Source organism: Nonomuraea sp. MTCD27 (genome assembly GCF_041950495.1).
Taxonomy (GTDB): Bacteria; Actinomycetota; Actinomycetes; order Streptosporangiales; family Streptosporangiaceae; genus Nonomuraea.
Genome location: NZ_JBGNUW010000053.1, coordinates 17,710 through 29,233, shown reverse-complemented (window position 1 = coordinate 29,233; position 11,524 = coordinate 17,710). Strand labels below are relative to the sequence as shown.

At 69.5% G+C, this 11,524-nt stretch carries 12 protein-coding genes; 7 read left to right on the top strand and 5 right to left on the bottom strand.

Translation table 11 applies throughout. From position 1 onward, the window contains the following. From ACBJ59_RS62240 to ltaE, 5 genes are all read left to right on the top strand, one after another. A partial coding sequence (locus tag ACBJ59_RS62240) for a serine hydrolase (RefSeq protein ID WP_375119300.1) occupies nt 1-2,915 on the top strand: 2,915 nt, incomplete at its 5' end. Further along, nucleotides 2,912-4,429: an argininosuccinate lyase gene (locus tag ACBJ59_RS62235; protein WP_375119299.1), complete on the top strand. Its 1,518-nt coding sequence runs from the start codon at nt 2,912-2,914 to the stop codon at nt 4,427-4,429. The genes ACBJ59_RS62240 and ACBJ59_RS62235, both read left to right, overlap by 4 nt. Then, nucleotides 4,429-5,460 (top strand): cysteine synthase family protein, encoded by a 1,032-nt coding sequence (locus tag ACBJ59_RS62230; protein WP_375119298.1) that lies wholly within the window; start codon nt 4,429-4,431, stop codon nt 5,458-5,460. The genes ACBJ59_RS62235 and ACBJ59_RS62230 overlap by 1 nt, the downstream gene beginning before the upstream one ends. Beyond that, on the top strand, nt 5,451-6,674 hold the full coding sequence (locus ACBJ59_RS62225) for an ATP-grasp domain-containing protein (RefSeq protein ID WP_375119297.1): 1,224 nt from the start codon (nt 5,451-5,453) through the stop codon (nt 6,672-6,674). Before ACBJ59_RS62230 ends, ACBJ59_RS62225 begins: the two co-directional genes overlap by 10 nt. Then, nucleotides 6,658-7,725 carry a low-specificity L-threonine aldolase gene (gene ltaE / locus ACBJ59_RS62220; RefSeq protein WP_375119296.1) on the top strand — a complete coding sequence of 356 codons (1,068 nt, stop codon included), beginning with the start codon at nt 6,658-6,660 and terminating at the stop codon, nt 7,723-7,725. Before ACBJ59_RS62225 ends, ltaE begins: the two co-directional genes overlap by 17 nt. Here the strand turns inward: ltaE and ACBJ59_RS62215 are convergent. The 3 genes from ACBJ59_RS62215 to ACBJ59_RS62205 form a co-directional block, all read right to left on the bottom strand. Next, on the bottom strand, nt 7,695-7,943 hold the full coding sequence (locus tag ACBJ59_RS62215) for a hypothetical protein (protein WP_375119295.1): 249 nt from the start codon (nt 7,941-7,943) through the stop codon (nt 7,695-7,697). The genes ltaE and ACBJ59_RS62215 overlap by 31 nt on opposite strands. A gap of 237 nt (nt 7,944-8,180) precedes the next feature. Continuing rightward, nucleotides 8,181-8,720, bottom strand: coding sequence for an integrase core domain-containing protein (locus tag ACBJ59_RS62210; protein WP_375119294.1), 540 nt, complete (start codon nt 8,718-8,720; stop codon nt 8,181-8,183). Nucleotides 8,721-8,758: 38 nt separating this feature from the next. Next, the gene (locus ACBJ59_RS62205) at nt 8,759-9,313 is read right to left on the bottom strand and encodes a helix-turn-helix domain-containing protein (protein ID WP_375119293.1); all 555 of its coding nucleotides are present in this window, start codon (nt 9,311-9,313) and stop codon (nt 8,759-8,761) included. An 80-nt stretch (nt 9,314-9,393) separates the two neighbouring features. Here ACBJ59_RS62205 and ACBJ59_RS62200 point away from each other — a divergent pair, with 80 nt between their 5' ends. Then, complete coding sequence (locus ACBJ59_RS62200) at nt 9,394-9,564, top strand: hypothetical protein (RefSeq protein ID WP_375119292.1); 171 nt, start codon at nt 9,394-9,396, stop codon at nt 9,562-9,564. An 82-nt stretch (nt 9,565-9,646) separates the two neighbouring features. Beyond that, nucleotides 9,647-10,000 (top strand): helix-turn-helix transcriptional regulator, encoded by a 354-nt coding sequence (locus ACBJ59_RS62195; RefSeq protein ID WP_185101836.1) that lies wholly within the window; start codon nt 9,647-9,649, stop codon nt 9,998-10,000. A 27-nt stretch (nt 10,001-10,027) separates the two neighbouring features. Here ACBJ59_RS62195 and ACBJ59_RS62190 read toward each other — a convergent pair whose 3' ends face one another. Both ACBJ59_RS62190 and ACBJ59_RS62185 read right to left on the bottom strand, forming a co-directional pair. After that, nucleotides 10,028-10,618 carry an ATP-dependent Clp protease proteolytic subunit gene (locus ACBJ59_RS62190; RefSeq protein ID WP_185101837.1) on the bottom strand — a complete coding sequence of 197 codons (591 nt, stop codon included), beginning with the start codon at nt 10,616-10,618 and terminating at the stop codon, nt 10,028-10,030. Further along, entirely contained in the window at nt 10,615-11,433 is an 819-nt protein-coding gene (locus ACBJ59_RS62185) for a ClpP family protease (RefSeq protein WP_375119291.1), read from the bottom strand. Before ACBJ59_RS62185 ends, ACBJ59_RS62190 begins: the two co-directional genes overlap by 4 nt. Nucleotides 11,434-11,524: the final 91 nt, after the last annotated feature.

The following is an 11,524-nucleotide window of genomic DNA, read 5'->3' as shown; positions in this document are numbered from 1 at the left end:
GCACCGGCGATCTGGCCCGGTTCCGCCCTGACGGGAACCTGGAGTTCCTCGGCCGGATCGACCACCAGGTGAAGGTGCGCGGCTACCGCATCGAGCTGGGCGAGATCGAGGCACGCCTGTTGCTGCATCCACGGGTTTCGCAGGCGGTCGCGGCCGTGCACCAGACAGGTTCCGGCCACAGGCAGCTGATCGCCTACGTCGTCCCCCCGACGGGCGAACCCGGCCCCGAGGAACTACGGGCCTTCCTGGGCGAGGCGCTGCCGGACTACATGATCCCCAGCACGGTCATCACGTTGGAGGAGATGCCGCTGACCAGCGCGGGCAAGGTCGACCGCAGGCTCCTCCCGGATCCCGCTCCGCCGGCCGCCCGTCACGCAGCGCCCACCACCGCCACCGAGGCACTGCTCGTCGACCTGTGGGAGCAGGTGCTGGGCGTGACAGGGATCGGCACCGGAGACAACTTCTTCGATCTGGGCGGCGACTCCATCCTCACCATCACCCTCGCCGGCCTGGCTCGCCGGCACGGTCTCCATCTCACCCCGCGCCACGTCCTCCACCACCAGACCGTGGCCAACCTCGCCCCCGTCCTTACCACGGAGACCACGCCGGCGCCCGTCGCGGATCAGGGCCCCGTCACCGGTCCGGTGCCGATGACGCCCATCCAGCACTGGTTCACCGGCCAGCGGCTCAGGCACGCGCACTACAACCAGTCCATGCTCGTCCACTGCCCCGCGGAGGTGGACCTCGACCTGCTCCGGCAGGCACTGGACACGCTGACCCGCCACCACGACGCGCTGCGGCTCCGCCTCGTCCGCGACGAGCGGGGCTGGCACTGCCACCTGGCCGAGCACGACGCCGTGGCGCTGATCCACGCTGCCGAAGGGGACCTGGGTCGGATCGCCGACCAGGCTCACGCCGGTATCGATCTGGCCGAGGGGCCGCTGCTCAAGGCGATACACTCCGCCGCCGGCGAGAGCCTGTTGCTCATCGTCCATCACCTGGCCTGCGACACCGTCTCCTGGGACATCCTCCTGGAGGACCTGGCCACCGCCTACACCCAGTTGGCCGCGGGCGACCCGGTGTCGCTGCCCGCCAAGACGTCCTCCTACAAACAGTGGGCGGAAACCCTCCGGACCTACGCGGCATCCGATCGCCTGGCCGAAGAGCTCCCCTACTGGCTGGCCCCGCGCCCGGCCGTCCCGTTACCGCTCGACCCAGGCGAGATCGGCTCGGCCGCGATCGTCGAGGCCGAACTCCCCGAGGACGCGACCCGCCGCCTGCTCCACGACGTTCCGCGCCTGCACCGGGCCAGGGTCCACGAGGTGCTGCTCGCCGCGCTCGCCAGGACGGTCGCCGAACGCTGCGGCGGCGACTCGGCCCTGATCGACGTCGAGGGCCACGGCCGCGAAGCGGTCAGCGACACGCTCGACCTGTCGCGGACCGTCGGCTGGTTCACCGCCTACCACCCGGCATACCTGGTCCTGGACGACCCCGCCGACCCGGCGCGGACCTTGGAGGCGGTCAAGGGCCAGCTGCGGGCCGTGCCGTACCAGGGAGTGGGCCACTCGATCGCCCGCCACCTGCACCCCGACGAGGACGTACGGCGGCGCCTGGCGATCCCCGCGCAGGTCTGTTTCAACTACCAGGGCAGGCGCGCACGCCCGGCGGGCGACGCCCTGTTCGCCCCGCTCGGGGAGGCGCCGGGCACGCCGCGCGATCCGGCGGGTCTGCGCTCCCACGCGATCGAGGTCGAGGCCGAGATCACCGACGGCCGGCTGCGCACGCAGTGGACAGGACCCCCGGAGGAGGTCGGCCACCTGGCGGAACGCTTCCTGCACCACCTGCGGGCGCTCATCGACGCCGAGCCGCGCAGGAGCGTCCCCCAGGTGAGCCACCTGCGTGCCGGGTCGCCCGCGCTGCTGCTGCCGATGGCCCACCACCACGTGCCCGGGGTGAGCATCGCCTTCTTCGACGACGGGGAGCTGAAGGAGACCCGCTGCCATGGCATGGCCGGGCCGGATCGCCCGGTCGCGCAGGACACCGTCTTCCCCGGCGGGTCGGCCAGCAAGCACGTCACCGCGCTCGCCGTGCTCCGGCTCGCCCAGGACGGCCTGCTCGACCTGGACGCCGACGTCAACACCTATCTGACGACCTGGCGGCTGACAGGCGGGCCGGTCACGGTGCGGCAGCTGCTCGGCCACACCGCGGGCCTGACCTACGCCGAGTACCCGGGATACCCGCCGGGCTCGCCCGTGCCCACGCTCGGCGACATCCTCGACGGGCGCCCGCCGTCCGCCACCGGCCCGATCCGGGTGGAGCACCCGCCGGGCACCCGCTACCGGTACTCGGGCCACCACTACACGGTCCTGCAGCAGGCGCTCACCGACCTCGCCCGCGAGCCGTTCCCCGACCTGATGCGGCGCCTGGTCCTGCGGCCGCTCGGCATGGCCGACACCCACTTCACGCCCGCGGCCTACCCGGCGCACCGGATCGCGATCGGCCACCACGCCGACGGCACGCCCGGCGACGACCACCTGCGCGTCAGCCCTGAGGCCGCCGCGGCGGGCATCTGGACCACCGCCACCGACCTGGCCCGTGCCGAACTGGAGATCCAGCGCGCGCTGACCGGGCGGCCCACCGCCTTCCTCAGCCGCTGGTCGGCAGAGCAGTTGGTGACGCCGGGGCCCGGCACACGGCACGGGCTCGGCACGTTCGTCTACGGCGAGGGCGAGAACCGGTGGTTCGGGCACGGCGGCGAGTTCCCCGGATACGAGCAGCTCTCGATCGTCTTCACCGAGCGCGACCAGGGGCTGGTCGTGATGACCAACTCCGCCGCCGGGGGCGCCTTCCTGACCGAACTGCTGGCCGAGATCGCGCCCGACGCTGTTTTCACACACGAGGAGGTGCGCGGGTGAGCGGTGTATCAGCGGAGTCTCTCAGCGGGCGGATCGAAGCGGGCCCCGACCGGCTGCTGCACGAGGAGATCCTGGAGCCGCAGTTCAGGTACGAGGTCGCCCACCTGCTGCCCTGGTACGTCGAGGCCGAGAAGGTGCTCGTCCTGGAGTACCTGCGGATGGGCCTCGTCACCGCCGGTGAGGCGGCCTGCCTGCGGAACGCACTCGATGACGTGACCGCCGAGAAGCTGACGGCCGACCGGTCGGCCAACATGTCCGACATCGTCTTCGCGATCGAGAAGCACGTCCTCGGCGCGCTGACCGAGCCCATCCCCGCATGGCACCTCGACCGCAGCCGCAACGACCTGCAGGCCTGCGCGCAACTGCTGTTCGGCAGGGCGGAACTGGCCGGCACCGCGGAGAGCCTGACGCGGTGCGTCCGCGCCGCCCACGCGCTCGCGCTGCGCAACCTCGACCTGGTCATGCCCGGCTACACGCACCTGCAGCCCGCTCAGATCACCACGCCGGGCCACTACCTCGCCGCACTGTCGGAGCACCTGATCCACTCCTCGCGGCGGCTACTGGACACCTACGACGACATCGACACCTGCCCCTTGGGCGCGGGCGCGATGACAGGCCCCCACCTGCCCTGGGACCGCGAGCGCATCGCGGAGCTGCTCGGGTTCGCACGCGCGTGGTCGCACCCTCTCGTGGCGGTCGCCTCACGCACGTGGGTGCTGCAGGTCGCGGCCGAGTGTTCGACGTTCGGCGTGGTCCTCGGCAGGTTCGTCACCGACCTGATGGCCTGGACCAGCGACGCGTACGGCTTCGCCGACCTCCCCGACGAGCTGGCGGGCATCTCCTCCGCGATGCCGCACAAACGCAACTTCCCCGTGCTGGAACGCGTCCGCGCCCGCGCCGCTCACCTCACCGGGTGGTACGTCGACGCCGCGCTGTGCCAGCGGGCCACGCCGTTCGCCAACTCCGTGGAGGTGTCGAAGGAGGGCGGGGCTCACGTGGCCGACATCTTCGGTACCACCCGGTCCGTGCTCTCGCTGATGACCGCCGCGCTCGGGCGGATGACCTTCTCCGAGTCACGGATGCGGGCCGTCTGCGAGGACCGCTACCTCGGCGGGACCCTGCTCGCGAACCGGCTCACGCTCGTGGCCGACGTGCCGAGCAGGGCCGCTCAGGTCATCTCGGGGTCCTACATCGCCTCGGCGGTCAAGACGGGACGCCCGCCGGGCGAGCCCGATCCCGACCTGCTGGTCGACATGGCCGCGCGGCGCGGGTACCCGCTTCGGCAGTCCCAGGCCGCCGCGGTCCTCGGCGACGCGCTGAGTCCCAGCCTGGAACACCGCCGCGGGCACGTGGGCTCGCCGCATCCGCAGGCGGTGCGCAGGATCATCGAGGAACAGTCGGCGGCGATGGACCGGCTCGAGGAGCAGTGGCGGCAGCGCCGTACGACGGTGCGCGGAGCACGGCATGCGGTCGACGACCTGTTCCAGGCAGAGACCGGGCAGGGAGGTCACTGATGCGCTATCGGGATGTGATCGACGCCGTGGGACACACGCCGCTGGTGGCCATGCGGCTGGGCAGGGAACGCGGCGTCGAGGTGTTCGCCAAGCTTGAACTGCAGAACCTGTACGGCATGAAGGACAGGGTGGCCAAGCAGGTGATCCTGGAGGCCAGGCGCTCGGGCGAACTCCAGGCGGGCGCCCCGATCGTGGAGAGCTCCTCCGGCACCATGGCGCTGGGCATCGCCATGGTCGGCACCATGCTGGGCCACGAGGTGCACATCGTCACGGACCCGCGCATCGACCCGCTCACCCTCGCCAAGATCCAGATGCTCGGCTGTGAGGTGCACATCGTCCAGTCGATGTCACGCCACGGCTGGCAGAGCGCCCGGCTGGAACGGCTGGCGGCCCTGCTCGACACGCTGCCGGGCGTGTTCTGGCCACGCCAGTACAGCAATCCGCAGAACCCGGCCGCCTACCGTGCCCTGGCCGGCGAGCTGCTCGACGATCTCGGCCGCCTCGACATCCTGGTGGGCTCCGTCGGCAGCGGCGGCTCCCTCTGCGGCACCACGAGAGCCCTTCGCGAGCGCGTGCCGGACCTGCGCGCCGTCGCCGTCGACTGCGTCGGGAGCGTCCTGTTCGGCCAGCCGGACGACCCCCGGCGCAAGCAGAGCGGGCTCGGCAACAGCCTCATGCCGGACAACCTCGACCACTCCCTGATCGACGAGATCCACTGGCTCAACGACAGGGAGGCCTTCACCGGCGCGCGAGAGCTGGCGCGGGAACAGCAGATCTTCGCGGGCAACACCTCGGGATCGGTGTACCGCGTCCTGCGCCACCTGGCCGAGGCGGCGCCGCGAGGGTCCAGGATCGTCGGCATCATGCCCGACAGGGGTGACCGCTACCGCGACAGCGTCTACGACGACGACTACTGGAAGGCCCACGGCCTGTACGACATGACGGAGTCGGAGCGACCGGTCCGCGTCGGCCCCGGTCAGGTCGTGACCGGGTGGTCGTACACGGTCCAGGAAGGCCGGCCATGCGGCTGATCTTCGTCGAGTCGAACACGACCGGCACCGGCATGCGGGCACTGCGCTCGGCGAGGGAGCTGGGCCTGGATCCGGTGCTCCTGGCCCATGACACCAGCCGGTATGCCGGGCTCGCCGAGGCGGGCGCCGAGGTGGTGGCATGCGACACCAACAGCCGGTCGGCCCTGCACGCCGCCGTGTCCGCCCACCCGCGCGGCTCACTGGCGGGAATCACCACCACGAGCGAGTTCTACCTGGAAGCGGCGGCCTGGCTGGCGGAGCGCCACGGGTTGCCCGGCAACACCCCCGGCTCGATCCGCGACTGCCGCGACAAGGCACGCTTCAGACGTGTGATGGCGGCGGCGGGAGTGCCGCAACCCCGCTTCGCCGTCGTGAGCACCGAGCACCAGACCGAAGCGGCGATCGACGCGGTCGGCCTGCCCTGCGTCGTCAAGCCGGTGGACGACTCGGGCTCGCACAACGTCAAGGTGTGCACCCGTCCGCAGGACGCGGTGTCGCACGTGCGGACCATCCTCGCGCTGCGCACCAACGTCCGTGGACAGCAGGCCGCCCGGCACGCGCTCGTCGAGGAGTACGTCGACGGGCCGGAGGTCAGCGTCGAGATGTTCGGCACCGCAGACGGCGTCCGCTGCGTCGGGGTGGTGGAGCGGGAGCTGTTCGGCCTGCCGTACCGCGTGGAGGCGCAGCACATCTACCCGGGCGCGGGGCAGGAGCCGATCGAGGCGGTGGCGCGTCGGGTGCTCCGGGCGACGGGAGCGCAGTGGGGCGCCACGCATCTCGAACTGATGCTGACCGAGGACGGCGTCCGCGTGATCGAGCTCAACGCGCGGCCCGCCGGCGGCATGATCCCCGAGCTGATCCGCCTCGTCGACGGGCAGGATCTCGTCGGCCAGCAGCTCAGGCTCGCCGCAGGCCTGCCGGTACGGCTGGCGCCCAGGCGGACCGGCCACGCCGGCATCAGGTTCCTGGCGGTGACACGGCCGGGCGTGCTGCGTCACGCGCGGGGCGTCGAAGCCGCGGCCGGCGTGCCCGGCGTCAAGGAGGTTCTGGTGAGCGCGCGTCCCGGTCAGCAGGTGCGACCACCACGCAGTTCCTACGACCGCCTGGGGCACGTGATCGCCCACGCGGCCACGCGCGAGGAACTGCTGCGAGCGCTCGGCACGGCGTGCGAACTGATCGATTTCGGCGAGGAGATCCATGATCGAGCTTCGTAGCGACACCTTCACCACCCCGACCGAGCAGATGCGGGCGGCGATGGCATCGGCGCCGGTCGGGGACGACGTCTACGGCGAGGACCCGACGGTGCGAAGGCTGGAGGAACTGGCCGCAGAACGGGTGGGCAAGCCCGCCGCCTGCCTGATGCCCAGCGGCACCATGGCCAACCTGAGTGCGATCATGTCGTGGGCGCCCCGCGGCTCCAAGATCATCGTGGACGCCGAGTCCGACATCTACCTCTACGAGGCCGGCGGCGCGTCGGTGTGCGCGGGCGTCGCCTACGCGCCCGTGCGCAGCGACGCCGCCGGCCGCATGTCCCTGGCGGACGTGGCCGCCGAGTTCCCCGACGACCCCGAAGATCCGCAGTTCGCCAGGCCCGCCCTGCTCTGCCTGGAGAACACCCACAACCGCAGCGGCGGGACGGCGCTGCCGCTGGACCACCTGGCGGAGCTGCGTCACCTCGCCCGCGAGCGCGGCCTGCCCGTGCACCTGGACGGGGCCCGGGTCTTCAACGCCGCCCTGGCGCTCGGGGTCGGGGCCGCGGACGTGGCGGCTCACTGCGATTCGCTGCAGTTCTGCCTGTCCAAAGGGCTGTCGGCACCGGTGGGCTCGATGCTCGCGGGCCCGGCGGAGTTCATCGCCAGGGCGCGTTTCGCCAGGAAACTGCTCGGCGGCGGCATGCGGCAGGCGGGCGTGGTGGCGGCGGCGGGGATCGTCGCGCTGGAGACGATGGTCGCCAGGCTGGCCGACGATCACGCCAACGCCGCCCGCCTGGCCCGCGGGCTGGCCGCGATTCCCGGCGTGGAGGTGGTCGGCCGGCCTGCGACGAACATCGTGATGTTCCGGGTTTCAGGCGCTGATCAGGGGCACGCCTCGTTCCTGCGGGCGGCCAGGGCGGGCGGGGTGGCGATGGCGGAACTCGGACACGGGAGGGTGCGCGCGGTGACCCACGCCGACGTGTCCGCGGACGACATCGACCGAGCCCTGACCATCATCTCCCGGACGGTGCGGCACGCCTGTCAACCCCACTGGGCCAGGAGCTTGTCGTAGTCGAGGGTTTCCGGCTTGCCGCGTTCGTCGGCGAGCTTGGGCGCCGGCGCCCCCGGCTGGTCGAACCAGTATTGGGCATCCCGCTCAGGGTTCAACTTCGGCGCGCAGTTGCCGCCGTAGCCCCGGCGCTCCAGGCGGGCGAGGATGTCGTCCTGCTGTTTGGCCAGGTTGTCCATGGACTGCTGGGCGGTCGTCTCACCGGTGACCGCGGTGGCCACGTTCTGCCACCACAGCTGGGCCAGCTTGGGGTAGTCGGGGACGTTGGTGCCCGTCGGGGTCCACTGCTTGCGCGCGGGGGACCGGTAGAACTCGATCAGCCCGCCGTACTTGTCGGCGTTCTTGGCGAAGTAGTCGCTTCTGATGTCGGAGTCACGGATGAAGGTCAGCCCCTTGATCGACTTCTTCAGCGAGACCGTGTGCCGCTCGAATATTGAGTTACGTGGCTTGAGCTGCGGTTATGCGGCGTGATGGTATTCGTTGATCACGCCGGTGACGACGGGTTTTCGGCGGATGGATCGCAAGTCGTTGAGGTCGGTCACGTCTCGGGAGGGTTGCGTTGCGATGTCCGGGGGCCGTTGTTGTCTGGACTGGTGCGGCCGGTGCCCGTTGTAGTGGATCAGATACTCCTGGAGCACGCGGGCCAGGTGGCGTTCATCAAGGATCAGGATCCGGTCCAGGAGTTCGCGGCGCAGGGTACCGATGACCCGCTCGCAGATCGCGTTCATTCTTGGCGTTCGCGGCAGCGTGGTGACCGGCCGCAGCCCTTCAGCTTCGAAGACCTCCCGAAAGGCGGAGGTGAAGAGCGGGTCTCGGTCGTGGATCAAGAACCGCAGCCCGGCAATGCGGTCACCCAGATCTGTGGCCAGGTTGCGGGTCTGCTGCGCCGTCCATGCTCCGGCCGGGTGCGCGCTCACTCCGGCCAGGTGCAGTTTCCGGGTGCCGTGCTCGATGAAGACAAGCACATACAACCGTTGGAGCAGCACGGTTTCGACCACGAGGAAATCGCACGCGATGATCGCGTGGGCTTGCGCGGTCAGGAACTGCCGCCAGGTCGGGCCGGCCCGACCTGGCGGGGCGCGGGATCGATACCGGCGGCGTGGAGGATCTCCCACACCGTGGAGGCCGCGATCGCGTAGCCCAGGCGCGCCAACTCGCCCTGGATTCTCCGGTGGCCCCAGGTCGGGTTCTCCCGGGCCATTCGAACGATCAGTGCCTTGACCGGCCGGCGGGTGCAGGGTCGGCCGGGGCGTCGCCTGTCGGTGAAGGTCCATTTACGTGCCACGAAATCACGATGCCAGCGCAAGATTGTCGCCGGGGTGACCGGGAACACCTCCGCCCACCGGCGGCGGTGGATCAGTCGCGACAACGCTGCAAGCCAGAGCCGGTCGACGCGACCCCACCGCGGCTGACCGCCGAGCTGACGGCGGAGCACCTGGTTCTCATGACGGAGCACCAGCAGCTCAACATCCTTGGACAGATCGGAGCGGACCAGCACGGTCAGCAGGCCGAACAGGCCCCTCACCAACCGGTAGACAAACGATAAGAGCACCTCGCGATGGTCGCAGCGACCGCCTTGATCACGCAGCAAAACCCCAGCTCACAGTACGAAACCGTATTTGCGAGCGGGACAGCATCCGTGTGGTGCTTACCGCACCTCAGGCTCCTCGGATGAACGCGATCATGGAGAGTTGGGTGGGCAGCGTACGCCGCGAACTACTCGACCGGATCCTCATCATGAAGGAACACCACCTGCGCAAGCGGTGCTCACGTGGCTGGTCTTCGGCTTCACCGAGTGGTCGCCGCCGTGACGACCGCTCGGTGAGCGCGCGAATGGCCTGAGGCTGGGCAAGGGTAAGCCGAGACGGTTCTGCTCTGCGCGAAGCCGGCAGAACTCGAACGCGCCATCGACCTATGGTGAGGTATGGCCTCATCCATGCCGTCGCGTCCAGCGATCAATCGGACCGCCCCCGAGCCGTCTCCGGCTCGCGAGCCGCTGTGGCGGCAGGTGCTCGGTGAGCGCTTGAGAGGGCTTCGCCATGAGCGGGGCGAGAAGTTGAGCGAGACGGCAAGCCGCGCCGGAGTCTCGCCGCAATATCTCTCTGAGATCGAACGAGGCGTCAAGGAGCCGTCGAGCGAAATGATCGCCGCGGTCGCCGGGGCGCTGGATGTGACCCTGGTCGATCTGACCCTTGCCGTTGCCGAGAGTTTGCGGCCTGCTCAGCAGGGCGCGTCGAGAGGTGCCACCTGCTCGGCGGCGTATGCTCTGGCCGCGTAGCGCGGCTTGCCGGGGTTGTCCACGGGCCTATGAACGCTCCTCGATGATCTGATCGAGGAGCCCGTACTCCAAGGCCGCGGTAGCGGTGAACACGCGATCGTGATCGGTGTCGGCGCGCAGGGTCTCGACCGTCTGGCCGGTGTGCCGTGACAGTATGCGCTCGATGTCCGCCCGCACACGTACGACCTCGTCGGCCTGCAAGATGAGATCGGGGATCGCTCCGCGTCCCTGGGCTGCCGGCTGGTGCAGGATGATCCGTGCGTGGGGTAGAGCGGCACGTTTGCCTTCGGCGCCCGCGGCGAGAAGTACGGCACCCACTGCGACGGCCTGTCCCACACAGGTCGTCGAAACCCGCGGGCGGATATGGCGCATGGTGTCGTAGATCGCGAGCATCGCGCTCGGGTCTCCGCCTTCGCAGTTGATATAGAACTGGATCTCAGCCTCGGGGTTGTCTGATTCCAGAAAAATCAGCTGCGCGATGAGAGCATTCGCGACGCCCGCGTCGATTGCGGTGCCCAGGTAGACGATCCGCTCGGTGAGCAGGTGCGAGTAGACATCCATGATCCGCTCGCCACGAGGGTTCGAGGCGATGACGTTCGGGATCGTATATGTGGTCACTGGCCGACTCCTTGGGTGACGCCGAATCCGAGCCGTGGGCGGTTTTGTGGCGCAATTTCGTCGAAGTTCTGCACGATGGCGTCGATGAAGCCGTAGTCCAGTGCTTCCTGTGCCGTGTACCAACGATCGTGCAGAGAATCCTCGAATATGCGCTCGACAGGCTGACCTGTGTCCTCGGCAATCAGACCGAGCACCGTGTCGCGCGTATGCCGAAGGTCGCCGGCCTGCAGTTCGATGTCGACCGCGGTGCCACCGATTCCCGCCGAGCCTTGGTGCATCAGGACTCGTGAGTGCGGTAGAGCGCGGCGCTTCCCACGGGCCCCCGACGACAGCAAGAACTGCCCGGCACTGTAAGCGATACCCAGGACGAGGGTCGATACGTCACAGGGAATGAGGCGCATGATGTCGCGGATCGCAAGCATCGACGGGACCGAGCCACCTGGGGAATGAATCCACAAGGCGATATCGGACGACGCATCCTGCGTGGCGAGTGCCATCAGCTGGGTGGCCAGCAGTGTCCCATTGTCGTCGTCGAGAGGGCCGTCGAGAACGAGAACACGCTGCTCATAGAGTTCGCGTCTCATTCGTGGGTTGAACAGCGGAAGTTTCGATTCTTCGCTCATGCGTCCATCTTGTGAGGCGATCCAGACCGGCGTCGACACGATCTGCCTGGGGCAGATCTGCTCTGAGCAGCGAGGGCTGCTGAGCAGGGACAGCGCGATTACCGGCCGGTTCGGGGAGCGCGGTCCGGCTGCCGGGCCGGGTTCGATACTCGAATGGGTATGCATGGCCAGGACGGTTTCGTTCGACTCCACTTGTCGAGCCGAACTTGTGGATCGTCTGGGCACTGATGTCCAGGCCGCGAGCCGGCTCGTGACCGTGCAGCCCTCCTCCAGCAGGTCCGGC

What these genes read in the sequence shown, in the direction of transcription:
- ACBJ59_RS62230 (WP_375119298.1), top strand. Translation starts at nt 4,429, where the DNA reads ATGCGCTATCGGGATGTGATCGACGCCGTGGGACACACGCCGCTGGTG.
- ACBJ59_RS62225 (WP_375119297.1), top strand. Translation starts at nt 5,451, where the DNA reads ATGCGGCTGATCTTCGTCGAGTCGAACACGACCGGCACCGGCATGCGG.
- ltaE (WP_375119296.1), top strand. Translation starts at nt 6,658, where the DNA reads ATGATCGAGCTTCGTAGCGACACCTTCACCACCCCGACCGAGCAGATG.
- ACBJ59_RS62200 (WP_375119292.1), top strand. Translation starts at nt 9,394, where the DNA reads ATGAACGCGATCATGGAGAGTTGGGTGGGCAGCGTACGCCGCGAACTA.
- ACBJ59_RS62195 (WP_185101836.1), top strand. Translation starts at nt 9,647, where the DNA reads ATGGCCTCATCCATGCCGTCGCGTCCAGCGATCAATCGGACCGCCCCC.